The organism is Duganella sp. SG902, assembly GCF_013376005.1.
Lineage (GTDB): Bacteria > Pseudomonadota > Gammaproteobacteria > Burkholderiales > Burkholderiaceae_D > Rugamonas.
Genome location: NZ_JABMJK010000006.1, coordinates 213,963 through 232,270, shown reverse-complemented (window position 1 = coordinate 232,270; position 18,308 = coordinate 213,963). Strand labels below are relative to the sequence as shown.

The window sequence follows — 18,308 nt, the reverse complement described above, 5'->3', positions numbered from 1 at the left end:
TTAATCACAACGCAAGCATGAATACACTGGCGGCATCGCAAACCAAGGAGCCTCACCATGACCAATACCTTTCGTAATACCGTCGCCGGCGCCATGTTGGGCCTGGCCGCCATCGGCGCGCACGCCGCCAACGTGCTGGTGGTGCTGTCCGACGAATCGCAACTGGCGCTGCGCGACAAGCGCAGTTTCGACACCGGTTTCTACGCCAACGAGCTGATGCAGCCGGTCAAGAAGCTGCTGGATGCCGGCCACACCGTCACCTTTGCCACGCCGCTGGGCAAGGCGCCGACTGTGGATCGCAGTTCGCTCAACAAAATGTACTTCGGCGATGACGAAGCCAGCATGCGGCAACACCTGGCGCTGCTGGACAAGCTGCGAATCACCTCGGTCGCCGATTCGCCGGTAATCAGTCTGGCGCGCGTGGAGCAGGGCGGGTATGACCGTTACGACGCCGTCTACATCCCCGGCGGCCACGCGCCGATGCAGGACTTGCTGCACAGCGCGCAGCTGGGGCGTTTGCTGACCAGCTTCCATCAGCAGGGCAAGCCGACCGCGCTGGTTTGCCATGGTCCGATCGCGCTGCTGTCGGCGCTGGCGCAGCCGCAAGCCTTCACCAAGCCGCTGGAGACCGGGGCCAAGCCAGGCAAGGCGCCGGGCTGGATTTACGCCGGCTACCAGATGACGGTGATTAGCAATGCCGAGGAAGAGGCCGCCAAGCCCATGCTGAATGGCGGCGCGATGAAGTTCACGCCGCAAACCGCCTTGCAGCGCGCGGGCGGCGTCTACAGCGGCGGCCCCAACTGGCAAGCGAAAGTGGTGGTCGACCGCGAGCTGATCACCGGCCAGAATCCGGCATCGGCCAACGGCGTGGCGGACGAACTGCTGGCCCGTCTCAAGCGTTAATGCGACTGCGGGGAGAACATCTTCGTGCTCGTGCGACAATACGGGCATGGACCCTTACTTCTACCAACCAGCGCAGGGACACGGCCTGCCGCATGATCCCTTCAACGCCATTGTCGGCCCGCGGCCGATCGGCTGGATTTCCACCCGCGCCGCCAACGGCGGCTTGAACCTCGCGCCTTATAGCTTCTTTAACGCCTTCAACTACACGCCGCCGCTGATCGGCTTTGCCAGCCTGGGCCGCAAGGACACGCTGCGCAACGTCGAGGAAACCGGTGAGTTTGTGTGGAACCTCGCCACCCGCCCGCTGGCCGAGGCCATGAACGCCAGCTGCGCCGCCGCGCCGCCGGAAGTCGACGAGTTCCAGCTGGCCGGCCTGACGCCCGCCGCCTCCAAGGTGGTGGCGGCGCCGCGCGTGGCGCAAAGCCCGGTCTCGTTTGAATGCAGGCGCACCCAGATCGTCCGCCTGCAGGGCGCGTCCGGGGCGGAAACCAATAGCTGGCTGATACTGGGGGAGGTGGTGGGCGTGCACATCGCGCACGAGCTGCTGCGCGACGGCATCTACGACACGGCCGGCGCGCGCCCCATCTTGCGTGGCGGCGGCCCGGCCGATTACTTCGAGATTACGCCGGATAACTTGTTCCGCATGACACGGCCAAGCTATCCGTAAGCGCGATCAGTAGGTGTAGAACATGCGCTGGATCTGCTTGGTGTCGCTGGTCTTGGTCAGCGCCAGCATCAGCAGGATGCGGGCTTTCTGCGGGTTCAGCGTATCGGAGGCGACGAAGTCCAGCTCGTCATCGTTGGCCTCGCCGTTGCGCGCCACGATGCCCTGGCCGACGCGCGCCGAACGCACGATCAGCACGCCTTGCTTGCGGGCCGCCACCAGGCCGGTCTTGACCGAGGCGGCCAGGCTGCCGTCGCCCACACCGGCGTGGATGATGCCCTTGGCGCCGGCGGCCACCAGCGCGTTCAGCGCAACCGGGTTAACATTGGCGTAACCGTAGACGATGTCCACCTGCGGCAGCGCGTCCAGCTTGCTGATGTCGAACTCGCTGTCCACGGTGTGCTTGCGGGTCGAGGCGCGGTAGAAGTAGGGCTTGTTGCCCTGGATGTAGCCCAGCAGGCCCAGTTCCGGCGTCTTGAAGCTGTCCGGGGTCGAGGTGTTGGTCTTGGTGACGTCGCGGGCGGCGTGGATCTGGTCGTTCAGCGCGACCAGCACGCCTTTGCCGACCGCGTCCTTGCTGGCGGCCAGCAGCACGGCGTTGTACAGGTTGATCGGGCCGTCGGCCGACAGCGCGGTGCCCGGGCGCATGGCGCCGACCAGCACCACCGGCTTGCTGCTCTTGACGGTCAAGTCCAGGAAATAGGCGGTTTCTTCCAGCGTGTCGGTGCCGTGGGTGATGACGATGCCGTCCACGTCCGGCTGCGCCAGCAGGGTGTTGACGCGCTTGGCCAGTTTCAGCCAGTGGTCGTTGCTCATGTTCTCGCTGGCGATCTGGAACACCTGTTCGCCCTTGACGTCGGCCACCTTGGCCAGTTCCGGCACGGCGGCGATCAGGCGGTCCACGCCCACGGTGGCGGCGGTGTAGCCGACGGTGGTGGTGGTGCTGGCGCCGCTGCCGGCGATGGTGCCGCCGGTGGCCAGGATGGTTACATGGGCCAGTTTTTCCGCTGCCCCGGCATAAGAACTGAGCAACATGGCGCATGCAAGCAAGGCTTGGCCCCAGCGGTTAGAATTGTTATTAAATAACATGAAGTCTCCTGATGGGTTTGTAAAGTTTTGCATTTTAACAAAGCGACGGCATGTCAACAATGCAGCGCGTTGCTGCGTTAATACGAGGTTGCGGGAAGAATAAAGAGAAAACATATGAGATTGGTTATCACGATCGCATTATTGCTGGCGCTGGTGGCCTGCGGCAAGACCGCGGAGCAAAAACAGCGCGAAGAAGCGGCGACGCTCACCAGTTTGGGCGAAAAATACGTCAGGGAAAAGGTGCTGGAGCCGGGCCAGGCGCAGTTTCGCAACCAGTTCATCGGCAAGGGCGGGGCGCCGTGCGGCGAGGTCAACGCCAAGGACGCGTTTGGCGGCTATATCGGTTTCCAGCGCTATATTTCGGTCGCGCGCGACCTGACCGTGCTGGCCCAGGACGTGCCGCCGGCGGAATTCGAGGCACAATGGCAGCAGTTGTGCCGTTAAATAAAAACGGAGCCAGTTGGCTCCGTTTTGCGTTATGCCGTGCCCGGTGGCTCAGGCCTTGCGGCGGCGGCTCAGCGCCAGGGCTGCCAGGCCGACGCCCATCATGGCCCAGGTCGATGGCTCCGGAACGGCCGGCAGGGTGCCGAGGAAGGCGCGGTCGTGCAGCTCGCCCGGACCGGTGTAGCTTTCGGCGTACAGGAAGCCGTTCATGGCCGAACCGGCTTGCACGTCCGAGGTGCCGGCCAGCACGGTGCCGTACCAGCCGCGGAAGTTGACCTGGGTGGTGTCGACGAAGTTCCAGATGATGCGGTTGCCCAGGTGGGTCTCGTCGTTGAAATTGCCGTTGATGGTCAGGGCCTTTTCGCCGTTCGCGGCCAGCGAGCCGTCGTAGCGCACGTTGATCACCACGGTGTCGGCGGTGCCGGCGAACTTGATGGTCGCGGCCGAGGCCAGCTGGCTGGTGGTGATGTTGAACACCGAGGTGCTGCTGGCGTTGCCGGTCAGCTTGAAGGTGAAGTTGTTGGGATCAGCAGCGTTCAGCACGCTGTTGGCGCTGCTCAGGCCGGCCAACTGGCTTTCCAGCGCGTTCAGCGGGGTGGAGAAGTCCGACATCGAGAAGGTCGGCACGCCGTGCTTGACGCTGCCGCCGCCGTTCAGGTTGAACGAGCCGGCGTTGCTGGTCACGTAATTGACGCCGCCGCCATTGTTGACGTTGCCGCCGCCGTTGGCGCCGATGGTGATGGCGTTCACGGCCGAGTAGTCCGACGCGGTGCCGCGCGGGTTGTTGTAGAAGGTGGCGCCCTTGACCAGGTTGTTGACGACCAGGCGGCCTTCGATATCGCTGGTGGTGGAGACGTCGCCGGTGACCACGGCGTTGAACTGGTTGAGGATCTGGCTGGAGGTCAGCGAGGCGGCTTGGGCCGATACGGCGGCGAAAGTCGCCACGGTGCCGATTGCAAACGTTTTCAGGAGGCGCATAGTCAGAAAAAGTAGGTGAGAAGAAGTGTCCGGCGCTATTCTAACCTAAAAGAAATAGAAATTAGCAATTTAGAATTGAAAATATTTTTTCGGCATTTATATTGTGTTTCGGGCAATGCAACACCGCTGGTGAATCAGCGCTATCATGGCCGCAACACACGCAAGGACCTGGCATGGAACAGAAAAACGGCAACATCACCCCACCGCACCTGGCCTCATCGGACGTCGGCAACCGCCGGCACCAGATTTTCCCCACCCTGAGCGAGGACCAGTTCGACATCCTGATGCGCTACGGTGAACGCCGGCATTTCGCCGCCGGCGAGGTGCTGTTCCGCCAGGGCGACCGTCACATCGCGATGTACGTCATCATCTCCGGCTCGATTGAAATCGAGCGCGGCTCGGCGCTGGGCGCGACCGTCATCGGTACCCACGGCCCCGGCATGTTCACCGGCGAGATGGGCTCGCTGGCCGGCCGCGCCGCCGTCGCCACCGCGCGCGTGGTGGCCGACAGCGAGTTGATCGTCATCAGCGAGGACTCGCTGCGCACGTTGGTGATCTCCGAGGCGGAGCTGAGCGAAACCATCATGCGCGCCTACATCCTGCGGCGCGTGGCCTACATGTCCGACCAGACCGGCGGCGTGGTGTTGTTTGGCGCGCGCGATTCGCAGCAAACCCTGATCCTGCGCCATTTCCTCAACCGTAACGGCCAGCCGGCCGCGTATTTCGACACCGACGCCGACGAGGAGGCGCAGGCGCTGATGGCGCGTTTCGGCGTCAAGCCCGATGACGTGCCGGCCGTGGTCACGCTCAACGGCGAGGTGTTGCGCCGTCCCACGCTGCGCCAGCTGGCGGACGGCATCGGCATCAGTTCGGACGGCGTCGATGGCCGCCTGTTCGACGTGGTGGTGGTGGGTGCCGGCCCGGCGGGGCTGGCGGCCGCCGTGTACGCGGCCTCGGAAGGCTTGACGGTGGCGGTGCTGGACGCGAAGGCGCCCGGCGGCCAGGCCGGCGCCAGCTCCAAGATCGAAAACTACTTCGGTTTCCCGACCGGCGTATCGGGCCAGGCGCTGGCCGGCCGCGGCTTGTCGCAGGCGCGCAAGTTCGGCGCCGAGGTGGCGGTGCCGTTCAAGGTGAGCAGCGTCAATTGCGACAGCCTGGAATACGACATCGAGACCGACACCGGCGAGAAGATGCGCGCGCGTTCCATCGTCATCGCCAGCGGTGCGCGCTACCGCAAGCCGGACCTGCCGGGGCTGGAGCGCTTCGAGGGACGCGGCGTGTACTACAGCGCCTCGTTCATGGAGGCGAACTTCTGCGCAGATGAGGAAGTGGTGATCGTCGGCGGCGGCAATTCGGCGGGGCAGGCGGCGGTGTTCCTGTCGCAGCATGCGAAGCACGTCCACATCGTGGTGCGCTCCGGCGGGCTGGCGGCCAGCATGTCGCGCTATCTGATCCAGCGTATCGAGGCCTCGCCGCGCATCACGCTGCACACGCACAAGCAGATCGTCGAACTGCGCGGCGGCGACAGGCTGGAAAGCATCTGCTGGCAAAGCGCCGGCGGCGAACCGCGCGAGGCGCCGGCGCGCCACCTGTTCCTGTTCCTCGGCGCCGAGCCGAGCACCGCCTGGCTGCGTGATTGCGTGGCGCTGGACGACAAGAACTTCGTGCTCACCGGGCCGGATGTGCCGGACGAGAAGTGGCCGCTCGAGCGTCCGCGCCACTTCCTGGAGACCAGCCGTCCACGCATCTTTGCCGTGGGCGACGTGCGCAGCGGCTCGGTCAAGCGGGTGGCAGCGGCGGTGGGAGAGGGCTCGGCGGCGGTATCCTCGCTGCACCAGGCCCTGGCGTCGGACTTCCTTTAAGGCTCGATGCTGCCGAGCGGCTTGCTGTGCCGGTTGGCGCGGCGGATCGGCGGCTGCTGGCGCTGCGGCCGCGCCAGCGCTTCGCGCGCGCGCTCGTAGCCATACTGCCATTGGTCCCTCATGTGCCGGGCGAAGATGTCGTAGCTCGGCGGCATGCGCAGCTCGATGCGGTTGCGCAGCCAGTCCAGCTTTTGCTGTAACTGCTGCTTCTCCAGCACCACCGACACGTCGGACGAATCGATGCGCATGTCCGCCAGATGCGTGTTGGCGTAGCGCAGGCGCGCGTTGCCGTCCACCCCCAGCACCGAGCGCCAGGCGGGAATGGCGAACACCTGGTCGAACGCCTCCTTGAATTCCATGATGACTTCCGCGCCCAGCTTGCGCGCGATCTCGACCGGGAACAGATCCAGCACGCCGCCGATGTATTCGTCGCCGTGAAGGTGGGCGCAGCGGAAGTAGATCATGTCCGCGATCGAGATGCGGGCGGCATCGGTGACGGTCACGCTGGTGTCGGTCAGCAGTTCGCGCGCGATGGCGTGCTCGCCCCAGCGCGGATCGCTCAGCGGCGAGTCCATGCCTCGCAGCGCGGCGGCGGCGCGCTCGTTGCAGAACACCGTCTCCGCATACAGCTTGCGCCGGCCGCGCGGCTGGCCGACGTCCGCCGCGGCAAACAGCAGCTTGCCGCCGATGATGGCGACGTCCACGGCCGGTGTGCCGGTGGCGGGCGGGAAGGGCAGTCGCGGCGGGATCTCGAACAGGTAATCGTTGAACAGGTCCGGGATCACGGGCGCGCTGGCGCTGTTCATCTTGCGTTTGGCGGCGCGCAGCAGGGCGCCGAGCAGCGCGGCGTTATCGGTCGAGCGCAGGCTGCACCAGAACTGGTACATCTCCTCGGACGACAGCCATGCGCGTTGCGCGTCGGGATCGGGCAGATTGTGGATGATGGCGGCGGCGATGGCGCCGCCGCAACTGGCCAGCAGCACATCGGGCGCCTTGCCGGCCTGTCGCAGCGCGGCATACATGCCGATGTAGATCCCGAAGCGGAATCCGCCACCACCCATCACCATGCAACGTTTATACGGTTTATACGATTCTTGCGTCATAGGCCGCAACCATACCACAGCAAGCCGGTCACTGATCACATCTGGCGCTCCAGCATGATGCGCAGGATGGCATGGGTGGGCGTCAGGTGGATGCGCCGCACGCTGCCGGCGCTGTCGGTGTAGCGATAGGTTTCGCTGGCCTGCTGGCGCAGCAGGTTGTTGGCGGAGAGCCGCAGCTGAGTTTTCGCGTTCAGCTTCCACAGCGCGTACAAATCCAGTTCGCGTTTCGCGCTGGCGCTGTTCAACACTTCCACGGACTGGCGCGCCGGTCCGGCGGCTTGGTAGTTGAAGTTGCCGCCCACCGTCCATTGCGGCCAGCGGTAGTCCGCACCGAGGTTGACGGTGGCGGGCGTCTGGTTCTCCAGCCGGTTGTCCGGTCCCGGCACGTTGTCCACGCGCGACCAGTTGCGCGACAGGTTGGCGCGCAGGTCCAGCGCCTTGGTCAGCGGCAGCCTGGCTTCCAGTTCCACGCCGTGCGCGCGCGCATCGCCGTCATTGAACGGCGCCTCCACCCACACGCCGTCCTGCTGGAACAGGCGCGATTGCGTGACGTCGCGGATACGCCTCAGGTAGGCGCTGACGCTGAGTAGCGCGCCGCCGCCCAGGTAATGTTCATACGCCGCATCCAGGCCCCATGCCAGCTCCGGCCGCAAATGCGGATTGCCCTGTTCATCGGGATTGGTCGGGTTATTGTTGTTATCGCTGGTGTAGCGGCGCGGCACCAGCTTGACCAGCGGCGGCGCCTTGTAGGTGCGGCTGAGCGCCAGCCGCAGCACGTCCTTGTTGGCCAGTTCGTAGCGCGATTGCAGCGATGGGCTCCACACCGAGGAACTGTTGTCCAGCGCATCCGGCGCATTGGTGGCGTTGGCGCGGCTGGCGGTGTCCAGCCGTTCGTGGCGCAGGCCGAGGTAGAGCGAGTACCGTTTGGTCACTTGCCACTCGTCCTGTGCGAACAGCGCCAGGCGGTTGACGTTGGCCCGGTAGTCGGCGTTGTTGGCGCCAGTCTGCCTGCCGTCGCCGTCGAACAGGATCTCGTTGCGGTCCTCGCTGCGCACGGCGTGGCTGGCATCCCAGCCGATGGCGATCGCGTGCTGCTCGCCCACCGGGTGGCGATAGGTGCCGGTGCTGGTGACGGTGTTTTCCACCGGGCCGGAATCGACGTGGTGGCGGCCCAATGGCTTGCCGTCCGCATCGCGGCCGTGAAAGTCGAAGGTGCCGGTGCGGCGATTGGTGCTGGCACCCAGCTTCATTTCAAGCTTGGCGCCATCGGCCAGCAGGTGTGTCCAATGGACGTCGGTGCGCAGCATGATGAAGTTGGCGATGAAGTCGGCGTCGTTGCGCGGATATTCGCTGTGCTCTCCGAGCAGCGCCGTCTCGTCGGCGCGGGTGTTGTTGTCCATCCGACGCAGGTAGGCGAAGCTTTGCCAGTTGAGCGTGTCGCCGCCTGTCAGTTTCCAGTTCAGGCGCGGCGTCAGGGTGAGGGCGTCGGTGCGGCCGGATTCGGTTTGCGGCGTGCGGCGCAGCAGCGTCAGGGCGCCGCTGGCGTCGCGCTGTTCCTGCCAGTCGGTGAACGGCTTTTCGTTGCGCTTGCGTGTGAGCGTGGCGGCCAGGCTCCAGGAATACTCGTCGTCCTGGTCCGAGAGTTGGGCGCTGATGGCGGGCGTGATCGCGCCGCCTTGCCGCGCGACGCTGGCGCTCATCGAGCGTTGGCCGCGCGTGGCGGCTTTCTTCAAGATGATGTTGATGGCGCCGGCCACCGCCTGGTTGCTGAGTTCCGCCGTGGTGCTGCGCAGGATCTCGATGCGCTCGATGGTTTCGGGCGCGATGCTGTCCAGCGAGAAGCCGGTGGCCACCGGTTCACCGTTGAGAAGGATTTGCGTGTAGCCGTTGCCCAGGCCGCGCATCTGGATCGCGCCAGTGCTGGAGATGCTGACGCCGGGCAGCCGCTTGAGCACATCGGCCAAGTTCTGGTCGCCCTGACGGACGATGTCGGCGTGGTTGATGGTGATGGCGGCGGTGGTCTCGCGCTGGCGCTGATCGGCGCGTGTGCCGGTGATCTGGACCTGCTGCGGCACTGGGGTTTCCGAAGCGTAGGCGCAAGCGGAGGCCGCCAGCAGCAGGCTGCTGGTGATGCGGTGTGCTGTCATGGATTATCCTTTTTGTTGGCGGCGGACTTTGAGCGCGCGCGGCGTGGCGTAGGCGTCGAGGTTGGCGAGCTTGGTCGCGGGATCGATGATCCTGCCGTTTTCGCGTACCTCAAGGTGCAGGTGCGGGCCGGTGGCGAAGCCGCTCTGGCCCACCGTGCCGATTAATTGGCCGGCTTGCACATACTGGCCGGGCGTGACGTTCACGCTGTCCAGGTGGGCGTACAGCGAACGTTGCGCCCCATGATCGATGATCACCGTGTTGCCATAGCGGCCGTCGTTTTCCGCGATAGGGCCGGCGGCGATGACGGTGCCGCCGGCGGTGGCATGCACCGGCGTGCCTTTGGCGGCGCCGAAGTCGATGCCTTTGTGCGGCGTGGGCAGCACGCTGCGCCGCACGCCGAAGAAGCTGGTGACGCGTACCTCATCCAGCGGCGCGCGCCATGCTTGTTCCGGTGCCGCCACTGTGGCCACGGGCAAGACGTGCGGGGCGTACGCCAGCGCCGGTTGCAGCATCGCCGTCAACGCCACGATGAATGAGAGTGCGGCGGCGATCATCCATGTGACGGCGCCGCTCAAGGTCGGCAGGCTGTTTTGCTGCATGCCGCGGAGACGCGCGGTGATGGTCGCGCCGCCGAAGGCCGCGGCGCCGGCCGGGGCGAACGCGGTCCATTGCTGGATCAGGGCGGCGGCGTATTGCTTGCGCTGTTGTTGGGGGCGGCCCGCGAGGACGTGCTGGTCGCAATGCAGTTCCAGCGCCCATGCCATCTGCCTGGCCATCCAGCGCAGGGCGGGGTTGAACCAGAAAATCGTCCGCAGGAAGGAGGCGGTGGCGAGGCGGAGCGGATCGCGGTTGCGCAGATGATGCAGCTCGTGAGCGACGATCATGTGTTGCTGCTCACGGGTGAGCGCGTCCAGGCGGGCGGGCAGCAGGAGGCGGGGGCGATACACGCCGATCAGCATCGGCGAGACGGCGGCCTCGGTGCGCAGCACGGTCAGATTGCGTTGGGCGATCTCGCGCAGTTGCGTATCGCTGAAGGCGCCATGGTCGCGCAACGCCTGCGGGGACAGGCGCTGCGCGCCTGCCAGCAGCGCACGCCACAGGCGGTGCGCGCGCAGCAGCCTGGCGCCGGACCATGCCAGTCCGGCGGCGTAGATCGACAGCCAAATCGCGGCCAGCCAGAGCGTGATGTCGGACGTTGGCGGGGCGGTGCCGGGCCGGGCGATGATGTCGGTCTCCGCGCCATCCGCCGCGCGGACCTGCTGGATGCCCGCGCTGATTGCCGGGTCGGGCCGCGGCGCGGGTCCGGGACGTATGCCGGTTGCCGCATGCGGGCGCGGCGCGGCTGCGCCAGGCGCGCCGGGCATGGGCGCGGGCGCGATGTCCGCGGGCGCCAACGTGATTCGCGGCGTGACGCTGATCTGCTCCACGCGCGGCAGGAAGGGCGGCAGGGCGGCGGCGGCGATCACGATTTGCGCCGCCAGCCACACGTCGCTGCGCGTCCGCAGCGCCGGCCAGCGCCGCGCCGCGCCGTTCAGCAGCGCCCACGCCAGCAGGCCGGCGAGGGCGCTGCCGGCGCAGGCCAGCAGCCATTGAAGCGCCAACATCAACAGTCCGGTCATCACGCTTCGGCCGCCGGCCAGTCCTGCAGCATTTGCTCCAGCTGCGCCAGTTCCCGCTGATCGACCAGCTTACTGCCGGTGAACATGGCCACCGGCAGCGGCGTCTCCATTTCCATCACGCGACGGCCGAAATCATGCGCGAACGCCGCCAGCGTGCTCACCTTCTCCAGCCGCGCGCTGTAGACATTCACCCCGTGCACCACCTGCACCGCCACCATCTGCTTTTCCAGCATGCGGTCCAGGGTCTTGCGCGTGGACGAAAACGACCAGTCCAGCTCGGCGCTGGCGGCGTCGTGGATCTCGCGAGCGCTCAGCGGCTGCTGCTTCCACAGCGCCTTCAGCAATGTCAGTTCCGTGACCGATGGAATAACCATGAAAAATCCTTTATGCGACCAATGGCGCCAGTATGCGACAAATGTCGCAAGCTCGTCAAGTAATGTATCTCATTTTGTAACATTGCTTCAAATTAATTCCAAATATGCTACGATGATTTTTTTGCTAACTAGCAAGAAGGCATGATATGTAGCCTGCGGCGCGCCGTGGCGAGGCGCTATACAATGCCTGTGGCCGCAGCTATCCCAGCCGCAGCCGACACTGCATTGGAACCACTTATGTACTACGGAGAGCGCTTCAACAGCATCACGCACACCGTGGGCGCGGCGCTGGCGGCTATCGGCGGCACGTTGCTGATCGTCCAGGCCGCCCGCAGCGGCGACGCCTGGAAAATCGTCAGCTGCAGCATCTACGCCGCCACGCTGCTGGCCCTGTACCTCACGTCCACGCTGTACCACAGCGTGCGCGGACGCGCCAAGGACGTGCTGCGAAAGCTGGACTACTGCGCCATCTACCTGCTGATCGCCGGCAGCTACACCCCGTTCACGCTGGTCAGCCTGCGCGGACCGTGGGGCTGGACCCTGTTCGGCGTGGTCTGGGGGCTGGCGGCCATCGGCATCGCGCAGGAGCTGCTGTTCGCCAAGGGTGCGCGCGTGCTGTCGCTGCTGATCTACGTGGCGATGGGCTGGGTGGGCGTGATCGGCGCCAGCCCGCTGATCGACGCCCTGGGCTGGGACGGCTTCATGTGGCTGGCGATCGGCGGCCTGGTGTACACGCTGGGGATTGCCTTCTTTGTCACCGATCACAAGTGGCGTTACGGTCACGGGGTCTGGCATTTGTTTGTACTGGGCGGCAGCGCATGCCATTTCGGCGCGGTGCTGCTCTACGTGGCGTAAGGATAGAACACCGGTGGACATCAACTCGGACGATTTAAAGACCTTCATTACCGTGATCGACAGCGGCACCCTCAGCGCCGCCTCGGTGCATCTGGGGCAGACCACGTCCGGCGTCAGCCGCGCGCTCTCGCGGCTGGAAGACAAGCTGGCCACCTCGCTGTTGACGCGCACCACGCGCCGCATGGAGCTGACCGAGGAAGGGCAGCTGTTCCTGGAAAAAGCCCGCGCCATCCTCGGCGCCATGGAGGAAGCCGAGGAAACCATCCGCATCCGCCGCCAGAAGCCGGCCGGCCGCCTGTGCGTGGACGCCGCCTCGCCATTCATGCTGCATTGCGTGGTGCCGCACGTGGCCGAATTCCGCTCCCTGTATCCGGACATCCGCCTGGAATTAAGCAGCAACGACCAGATCGCCGACCTGATCGAGCACCGCACCGACATCGCCATCCGCATCGGCGCGCTGACCGACTCCACCCTGCACGCGCGGCCGCTGACATCGAGCCCGTTGCACGTGCTGGCCAGCCCGGACTACCTGGCGCGCCACGGCACGCCGAAAACCCCGGAGGAACTGGCGCGCCACTCGCTGCTTGGCTTCGTGCAGTATGAACTGGGCAACCAATGGCCGCTGCGCCACGCGGCCGGCAACACGCTGCCGGTCACGCCGTCCATCTCGGCCTCCAGCGGCGAGACCTTGCGCCAGCTGGCGCTGGCCGGGCAGGGCATCGTCTGCCTGGCGGACTTCATGACGCGCGCCGACATCGAGGCCGGCCGCCTGGTCAAAGTGCTGGAACCGGACTACACCGGCTACCGCCAGCAGATCCACGCGGTCTACTACCGCAACACCCAGCTGGCCCAGCGGATCAGCTGCTTCCTTGAGTTCCTGCAGCGGAAACTCTGAGCGATACAGTGTGCGCGCCCGTACAGAGCGGCGGGCGGCGCGGGGCTACACTGAAGCTACCAAATAACGATGTTGCCGCCACATGGAGGTCATCATGACGCCCACTACCCATCCTTCGAAGTATCTGGTCCGTGCCTATCTCGAGCGCCGCACGCACGAGGTGAAACCGCCGCCAACCCCGGAAGAGATCCGCCGCCAGCTGGGTTGGGGCCTGATGGCCTTCGAGCAGAAAGTCAGCAACGGCCGCAACTGACCGTCCCCGAAAAACTCACGCCAACCGCGCCGTGGGTTTTTTTTCGCCGTTCACCGGCCCTTTTCCGTCATTCACCGAATAGCGGTTTCGCCCCCGGCGGTTCCCCGGTATTGTTATATCCATACCGACTTGGGGGACTAACATGAACGTGGAAACCGCATACCGCTGGCGCAAACAGCTGTTCTGGGGCCTGGCGCTGATCGCCGTTGGCTCGGCCGTCCTGCTGGAACGCGCGGGCATGCTGGAGCTGGACATCAACTGGCCGCAAATCTGGCGCTACTGGCCCTGGCTGCTGGTCCTCAGCGGCATCACCAAGATCATCCCGCCGACCTCCCCGCGCTACCTGCTAAACGGCTTGTGGGAGATCTTCTTCGCCGGCTGGTGGTACGTCTCGTTCAATCACATCTGGGGCTGGGGCTTCGGTGAAACCTGGCCGGCCCTGCTGGTCGCATGGGGCGTCGGCCTGCTGCTGCGCCCCCTGTTGGACAATATCTTCGCATCGATCAAGGAGCAAGCATGAGAACCCGCCGCGAGCGCAACCCCGCCACCCAGATGGTCATCGGCCTGTTCGTCATCGGCCTGGGCATGCTGTTCCTGCTCGATAACCTGGGCTGGCTGGACCTCGACCTGCGCGTCCACATCCTGCCGACCATCCTGATTGGCGCCGGCATCCTGAAAGTGCTGCAGACCCGCACCCAATCGGGCATCGTCATCGGCGGCGTGCTGATTGCCGGCGGCAGCCTGATCATGCTGAAGGAACTGGGCTGGATCGACATCGGCTGGCGCACCCTCTGGCCGCTGCTGCTGATCGGCGCCGGCGTGGCGGTGGTGGTCAAGTCGATGGCCAACCGTTCCGCGCTGGAGCAGCCGCATGCCGGTCCGCTGGATAAACCCGACGCCGACGTGGTGCTGAATTACACCGCCATCATGGGCGGCTTCAAGCACCGCATCACCACCCAGGACTTCCGCGGCGGCGAAATCACCGCCATCATGGGCGGCTGCGAACTGGATCTGCGCCAGGCCTCGATCAATGGCGAGGCTGTGCTGAACGTGTTTGTGCTGTGCGGCGGCATCGGCATCAAGGTGCCGGTCGATTGGACCGTGGTGTTCGACGGCACGCCGATCATGGGCGGCTTCGATGAAAAGACCGTGCCGCCGACCGGCCCCGGTTCCGGCAAGCGCCTGATCGTGCGCGGCTACGTCATCATGGGCGGCATGGAAGTCCGTAACTGATGCAGGAAATCTCCGCGACGCGCCGGGGCACAGTCGTCTACCTGCTGGTATGGCTGTTCCTCGGAGGCGCATTGGGTGGGGTGATCTCGCTGGCCAGCGATACGCCGCTGGCCAACGCCATGCTGTTCGCCATTCCCATGAACCTGTGGTACGCCTTCGCCGCCGGCTACTCGGCCTACTACCTGTGCCGCGCCTATCCGCTGGGCGCGCGCGGCGCGATGCCGACCACGCTGGTGCTCACGGTGGCGGCGATGGTGCTGGGCTTCCTGTGGCTTATCATGGGCAACCTGTGGAATGCCGTGTGCCTGCTGCTGGAGACCGCATGGAGCGGCATCGTCATCACGCCGCAGTTGTCGGTGCTGATCGTGGTGCTGGGTGTGCTGCTGTATGGCTTCGCGGTCGCGCTGCATTACCTGGTGATCGAATTCGTGCGCGCCAAGAACGCCGAGCAACGCGAGCTGGAGTCGCTGCTGATGGCGCAGGAGGCCGAGCTGCGCATGCTGCGCACGCAGATCGACCCGCACTTCCTGTTCAACAGCCTGAATTCCATCAGCGCGCTGACCTCGCAGGATCCCAAGGCGGCGCGGCGCATGACGCTGGAACTGGCCAGCTTCTTCCGCCAGAGCCTGGGCATGGAGGCGCACAAAAAGGTCACACTGGGCGAGGAGATGGTGCTGATACGGCATTTCCTCGCCATCGAGCAGGTGCGCTTCGGCGAGCGCCTGCGCGTGGAGGAGGATATCGGGGAGGGCGCGGCGGAATGCCTGGTGCCGCCGATGATCATCCAGCCGCTGGTGGAAAACGCCGTCAAGCATGGCATCTGCAATATGCCGGAGGGCGGTACCATACGCATCACGGCGCGGCGTTCCGGATCGATTTTGCGGATTGGCGTGGTCAATCCGGTCGACGAGGACATGTCGTCGATCCGCGGCGAGGGCCATGGCATAGGATTGAGCAATGTGCGCCAGCGCCTGGCGGGCGCCTACAAACACGAAGCCGGCATCCAATGGGGACGGCAGGAAAACAGCTTTGGCGTGGACATCACGATGCCCGCGCAAACGGGCGGACAAGGGGATTGAGGTATGCGTATCATCATCGTGGACGATGAAATGCTGGCGCGCGGCGTGGTGCGCGAATATTTGTCCGGGCACGCGGACGTGGAGATCGTGGCCGAATGCGGCAACGGCTTCGAGGCGGTGAAGGCGATCACCGAACTGTCGCCCGACCTGGTGTTTTTGGATATTCAGATGCCCAAGCTCGATGGTTTCGAGGTGGCGGAACTGGCCGGCAGCAAGACGCGCTACATCTTCGCCACCGCGTACGACCAGTACGCGATCAAAGCGTTTGAATTCCATGCGCTGGATTATCTGCTGAAGCCTTTCAGCCAGCAGCGTTTCGACCAGGCGCTGGCGCATGCGCGCGCCAACCTTGGGGCGGGCGGCGAGGCGGTGGAAAAGATGGTGCGCGAGGCGTCCGGCCGCAACAAGCCGCTGGGCCGTGTGCTGATACGGGACGGCGCCAGGGTCCACGTCATCAACGCCGACAAGATCGAGCATATCGAGGCGCAGGACGACTACGTGCAGATCCGCTCGGAGGGCAAGTCCTACCTGAAGAACCAGCGCATGTCGGAACTGGAGGAGCAGCTGGACCCCGAGCAGTTCCTGCGCATCCACCGCTCCTACATCGTCAACATCGCGTTCGTGGACCGCATCGAGCAGGCCACCAAGGACAGCCACGTCGCCATCCTGAGGGACGGCAGCCGCGTGCCGATCAGCCGTAGCGGCTACCAGAAGATCCGCGCGGTGGTGCAGTAAATGCTGCACGAGGAATTTGATCCGCCCGCCGAACTGCGCGAGGCCATCAAATGCCTGTGGTACAACCGCCGGGATTTCGGCGCGCGGCCGTGCAGCTTTGAGGTGCTGCCGGATGGTTACGCGGAAATCGTCTTTTGCTTCGGCAGCGTGGCGCGTGATGGCGTCGCGCTGCCATCGCCGTTCATGATGGGCTTACTGAACCAGCCTGTGACCTTCACCACGGCGGGCCTGCTAGAGATCATCGGCGTCCGCTGCTATCCGTGGATGGTGTTTGACCTGCTTGGGCTGCCGTCCGCGAAGCGCAGCGTGCACACCTTCACCCATCCCATCGCGCAATTGCAGCCGGTGCTGGCGGCGCGCTTGCAGGCTGGCGATCTGGACGCGGCTTTGGCCGAGCTGCGGCGCTATCTCTTGCAGGCGCACGCGCGGCTGGCGTTGGACAGCATGTTGTTCAAGGCCGGTGAGTCGATGCGCAAGGCCCATGGCGCCATGCCGGTGAGCGAAGTCGCGGCGGCGGCGCATGCCACGGTGCGCACACTGGAGCGCAAGTTCAAGCAATCGTCCGGCCATACGGTGAAAGACGTCTCGGGCCTGATGCGTTTCGAGCAGGTGCGCAACCGCCTGTGGAGCGTGCCGGAGACCAGCCTGTCCGCGCTGGCGCAGGAACTCGGCTACACCGACCAGTCGCACCTGAGCCGCGAATTCAAGCGCTATAGCGGCGCCACGCCGGCCGCCTTCGCGCGCGCGGCGCGGCAGGGCAGGCAAGCGGCGGGCGACGATTTTGTCGCATTTGTACAAGCGCCGCGCGAGGACTGAGCCCTACACTACGGGGCATGAACACATCACATCACGTTATCATCGCAGGCGCCGGCCCCGTGGGGCTGATGCTGGCTTGCGAACTCGCGCTGGCACGATGCACGGTCCTCGTGCTGGAAAAGGCCGCCGATCCCCATTCACCATTGAAGCAGCTGCCGTTCGGCATACGCGGCCTGTCGGCGCCGTCGATCGAGGCCTTGCACCGACGGGGCCTGTTGGAGCGGATGGAGGTGCCCAAGCGGATGACCAATCCGTTTAACGCGTCTCGCGGCAGGCAGGCCGGCCATTTCGCCGGCATTCCCTTCAGCTTCGACCATATCGATACCTCGCGATGGAGGCCAGGCTTGCCATACAGCCTGCTGGCGGAAATGGCCGAGCTGGAGGCGGTCCTCACGCGGCGCGCGGAGGAACTTGGCGTGGACATCCGGCGCGGGCTGGCCATCACCGCTTTTCAGCAGGACACGGATGGCGTGACCGTGCAAGCGGGCGATCAGTCGTTTGGCGCCGCGTGGCTGGTGGGCTGTGATGGCGCGCGCAGCGTCGTGCGCAAACTGGGCGGCTTTGCGTTTGAGGGCACCGAGCCGGAATTTACCGGCTATTCCGTCAAGCTCGATATCGTCGACCCGGAGAAGCTGGGCGCCGGCCGCGTTGCGACCGCGCGCGGCATGTATTTCCAGTCGCAGCCGGGCTACCTGAATATGCAGGACTTCGACGGCGGCGCATTCCATCAGGCCGGCCTGCCGGTCTCCCGGGAGCACGTGCAGGCGGTGCTGCGCCGTATCTCGGACACCGACGTCACCGTCGGCGCGCTGCACGTCGCCACCACCTGGACCGACCGGGCGCGCCAGGCCACCAGTTATCACCAAGGCCGCGTGCTGCTGGCCGGCGACGCCGCGCACATTCACTCGCCGCTGGGCGGGCAGGGTTTGAACCTGGGCCTGGGCGACGCTGTGAACCTCGGCTGGAAGCTGGCCGCCACCATCCACGGCGAGGCGCCTGCTGGATTGCTGGATAGCTATCAGGCCGAGCGCCATCCGATCGGCGCGCAAGTGCTGGACTGGTCGCGCGCGCAGGTCGCGTTGATGCGTCCCAGCCCGGAAGCGCGCGCGCTGAACGCCATCTTCCGCGACTTGATCAATACCCGCGACGGCGCGACCTACATCGCCGGGCGCGTGTGGGGTGTGGCGCAGCTTTAGCCGTTGGGCGCGTGGTGTATTTCTGCCGATAATTGTTAGTGAAAAATAGGCGCGCACGGCTG

General features: G+C 65.4%; 18 protein-coding genes and 1 pseudogene. 13 read left to right on the top strand and 6 right to left on the bottom strand.

Features of this window, described 5'->3' with window-relative positions; translation table 11 throughout:
* The first annotated feature begins 57 nt into the window (after positions 1 to 57).
* Together FHW83_RS15425 and FHW83_RS15420 are read left to right on the top strand one after the other, a co-directional pair.
* Complete coding sequence (locus FHW83_RS15425; protein ID WP_176647237.1) at positions 58 to 903, top strand: type 1 glutamine amidotransferase domain-containing protein; 846 nt, start codon at positions 58 to 60, stop codon at positions 901 to 903.
* 46 nt (positions 904 to 949) lie between these two features.
* Positions 950 to 1,570, top strand: a complete 621-nt coding sequence (locus tag FHW83_RS15420) for a flavin reductase family protein (RefSeq protein ID WP_176647236.1) — start codon at positions 950 to 952, stop codon at positions 1,568 to 1,570.
* 6 nt (positions 1,571 to 1,576) lie between these two features.
* Here FHW83_RS15420 and FHW83_RS15415 read toward each other — a convergent pair whose 3' ends face one another.
* Positions 1,577 to 2,602: a type II asparaginase gene (locus tag FHW83_RS15415; RefSeq protein ID WP_229224203.1), complete on the bottom strand. Its 1,026-nt coding sequence runs from the start codon at positions 2,600 to 2,602 to the stop codon at positions 1,577 to 1,579.
* A gap of 168 nt (positions 2,603 to 2,770) precedes the next feature.
* Between FHW83_RS15415 and FHW83_RS15410 the strand changes: the two genes are divergently transcribed.
* Positions 2,771 to 3,100, top strand: coding sequence for a hypothetical protein (locus tag FHW83_RS15410; RefSeq protein ID WP_176647234.1), 330 nt, complete (start codon positions 2,771 to 2,773; stop codon positions 3,098 to 3,100).
* Positions 3,101 to 3,151: 51 nt separating this feature from the next.
* Here the strand turns inward: FHW83_RS15410 and FHW83_RS15405 are convergent, their stop codons facing one another.
* On the bottom strand, positions 3,152 to 4,078 hold the full coding sequence (locus tag FHW83_RS15405) for a collagen-binding domain-containing protein (protein WP_218106286.1): 927 nt from the start codon (positions 4,076 to 4,078) through the stop codon (positions 3,152 to 3,154).
* Between the two features lie 173 nt (positions 4,079 to 4,251).
* On the opposite strand from FHW83_RS15405, the gene FHW83_RS15400 reads away from it, so the two are divergent.
* The gene (locus FHW83_RS15400; protein ID WP_176647232.1) at positions 4,252 to 5,940 is read left to right on the top strand and encodes an FAD-dependent oxidoreductase; all 1,689 of its coding nucleotides are present in this window, start codon (positions 4,252 to 4,254) and stop codon (positions 5,938 to 5,940) included.
* Here FHW83_RS15400 and FHW83_RS15395 read toward each other — a convergent pair.
* Genes FHW83_RS15395 through FHW83_RS15380 form a run of 4 tightly spaced genes read right to left on the bottom strand, consistent with a single transcriptional unit; the run spans position 5,937 to position 11,184 of the window.
* Positions 5,937 to 7,043, bottom strand: coding sequence for a patatin-like phospholipase family protein (locus FHW83_RS15395; RefSeq protein WP_229224202.1), 1,107 nt, complete (start codon positions 7,041 to 7,043; stop codon positions 5,937 to 5,939). The two genes, FHW83_RS15400 and FHW83_RS15395, sit on opposite strands and share 4 nt — an antisense overlap.
* A gap of 35 nt (positions 7,044 to 7,078) precedes the next feature.
* Complete coding sequence (locus tag FHW83_RS15390; RefSeq protein WP_176647231.1) at positions 7,079 to 9,190, bottom strand: TonB-dependent siderophore receptor; 2,112 nt, start codon at positions 9,188 to 9,190, stop codon at positions 7,079 to 7,081.
* A gap of 3 nt (positions 9,191 to 9,193) precedes the next feature.
* Positions 9,194 to 10,795, bottom strand: a complete 1,602-nt coding sequence (locus FHW83_RS15385; protein ID WP_229224201.1) for a M23/M56 family metallopeptidase — start codon at positions 10,793 to 10,795, stop codon at positions 9,194 to 9,196.
* 14 nt (positions 10,796 to 10,809) lie between these two features.
* On the bottom strand, positions 10,810 to 11,184 hold the full coding sequence (locus FHW83_RS15380) for a BlaI/MecI/CopY family transcriptional regulator (protein ID WP_176647229.1): 375 nt from the start codon (positions 11,182 to 11,184) through the stop codon (positions 10,810 to 10,812).
* A 237-nt stretch (positions 11,185 to 11,421) separates the two neighbouring features.
* Here FHW83_RS15380 and FHW83_RS15375 point away from each other — a divergent pair, with 237 nt between their 5' ends.
* From FHW83_RS15375 to FHW83_RS15335, 9 genes and pseudogenes are all read left to right on the top strand, one after another.
* Positions 11,422 to 12,039 carry a hemolysin III family protein gene (locus tag FHW83_RS15375; protein WP_176647228.1) on the top strand — a complete coding sequence of 206 codons (618 nt, stop codon included), beginning with the start codon at positions 11,422 to 11,424 and terminating at the stop codon, positions 12,037 to 12,039.
* A gap of 13 nt (positions 12,040 to 12,052) precedes the next feature.
* Entirely contained in the window at positions 12,053 to 12,934 is an 882-nt protein-coding gene (locus tag FHW83_RS15370; RefSeq protein ID WP_176647227.1) for a LysR family transcriptional regulator, read from the top strand.
* A gap of 94 nt (positions 12,935 to 13,028) precedes the next feature.
* The gene (locus FHW83_RS15365) at positions 13,029 to 13,187 is read left to right on the top strand and encodes a hypothetical protein (protein WP_176647226.1); all 159 of its coding nucleotides are present in this window, start codon (positions 13,029 to 13,031) and stop codon (positions 13,185 to 13,187) included.
* Between the two features lie 142 nt (positions 13,188 to 13,329).
* Entirely contained in the window at positions 13,330 to 13,707 is a 378-nt protein-coding gene (locus FHW83_RS15360; protein WP_176647225.1) for a LiaI-LiaF-like domain-containing protein, read from the top strand.
* Entirely contained in the window at positions 13,704 to 14,420 is a 717-nt protein-coding gene (locus tag FHW83_RS15355) for a LiaI-LiaF-like domain-containing protein (protein WP_176647224.1), read from the top strand. Before FHW83_RS15360 ends, FHW83_RS15355 begins: the two co-directional genes overlap by 4 nt.
* Positions 14,420 to 15,499, top strand: coding sequence for a sensor histidine kinase (locus FHW83_RS15350; RefSeq protein WP_176647223.1), 1,080 nt, complete (start codon positions 14,420 to 14,422; stop codon positions 15,497 to 15,499). The genes FHW83_RS15355 and FHW83_RS15350 overlap by 1 nt, the downstream gene beginning before the upstream one ends.
* A gap of 3 nt (positions 15,500 to 15,502) precedes the next feature.
* Positions 15,503 to 16,234, top strand: coding sequence for a LytTR family DNA-binding domain-containing protein (locus tag FHW83_RS15345; RefSeq protein WP_176647222.1), 732 nt, complete (start codon positions 15,503 to 15,505; stop codon positions 16,232 to 16,234).
* Positions 16,235 to 17,050 (top strand): helix-turn-helix domain-containing protein, encoded by an 816-nt coding sequence (locus tag FHW83_RS15340; RefSeq protein WP_176647221.1) that lies wholly within the window; start codon positions 16,235 to 16,237, stop codon positions 17,048 to 17,050.
* A 17-nt stretch (positions 17,051 to 17,067) separates the two neighbouring features.
* A pseudogene (locus FHW83_RS15335) lies at positions 17,068 to 18,237 on the top strand (FAD-dependent monooxygenase); the annotation flags it as partial.
* Positions 18,238 to 18,308 lie beyond the last annotated feature (71 nt).

Bases quoted from the DNA above. Each gene is read 5' to 3' on its own strand.
- FHW83_RS15420 (WP_176647236.1), top strand. From the start codon at position 950: ATGGACCCTTACTTCTACCAACCAGCGCAGGGACACGGCCTGCCGCAT.
- FHW83_RS15405 (WP_218106286.1), bottom strand. From the start codon at position 4,078: ATGCGCCTCCTGAAAACGTTTGCAATCGGCACCGTGGCGACTTTCGCC.
- FHW83_RS15385 (WP_229224201.1), bottom strand. From the start codon at position 10,795: ATGTTGGCGCTTCAATGGCTGCTGGCCTGCGCCGGCAGCGCCCTCGCC.
- FHW83_RS15345 (WP_176647222.1), top strand. From the start codon at position 15,503: ATGCGTATCATCATCGTGGACGATGAAATGCTGGCGCGCGGCGTGGTG.
- FHW83_RS15375 (WP_176647228.1), top strand. From the start codon at position 11,422: ATGTACTACGGAGAGCGCTTCAACAGCATCACGCACACCGTGGGCGCG.
- FHW83_RS15360 (WP_176647225.1), top strand. From the start codon at position 13,330: ATGAACGTGGAAACCGCATACCGCTGGCGCAAACAGCTGTTCTGGGGC.
- FHW83_RS15355 (WP_176647224.1), top strand. From the start codon at position 13,704: ATGAGAACCCGCCGCGAGCGCAACCCCGCCACCCAGATGGTCATCGGC.
- FHW83_RS15365 (WP_176647226.1), top strand. From the start codon at position 13,029: ATGACGCCCACTACCCATCCTTCGAAGTATCTGGTCCGTGCCTATCTC.
- FHW83_RS15350 (WP_176647223.1), top strand. From the start codon at position 14,420: ATGCAGGAAATCTCCGCGACGCGCCGGGGCACAGTCGTCTACCTGCTG.
- FHW83_RS15380 (WP_176647229.1), bottom strand. From the start codon at position 11,184: ATGGTTATTCCATCGGTCACGGAACTGACATTGCTGAAGGCGCTGTGG.
- FHW83_RS15390 (WP_176647231.1), bottom strand. From the start codon at position 9,190: ATGACAGCACACCGCATCACCAGCAGCCTGCTGCTGGCGGCCTCCGCT.
- FHW83_RS15410 (WP_176647234.1), top strand. From the start codon at position 2,771: ATGAGATTGGTTATCACGATCGCATTATTGCTGGCGCTGGTGGCCTGC.
- FHW83_RS15340 (WP_176647221.1), top strand. From the start codon at position 16,235: ATGCTGCACGAGGAATTTGATCCGCCCGCCGAACTGCGCGAGGCCATC.
- FHW83_RS15400 (WP_176647232.1), top strand. From the start codon at position 4,252: ATGGAACAGAAAAACGGCAACATCACCCCACCGCACCTGGCCTCATCG.
- FHW83_RS15425 (WP_176647237.1), top strand. From the start codon at position 58: ATGACCAATACCTTTCGTAATACCGTCGCCGGCGCCATGTTGGGCCTG.
- FHW83_RS15395 (WP_229224202.1), bottom strand. From the start codon at position 7,043: ATGACGCAAGAATCGTATAAACCGTATAAACGTTGCATGGTGATGGGT.
- FHW83_RS15415 (WP_229224203.1), bottom strand. From the start codon at position 2,602: ATGTTGCTCAGTTCTTATGCCGGGGCAGCGGAAAAACTGGCCCATGTA.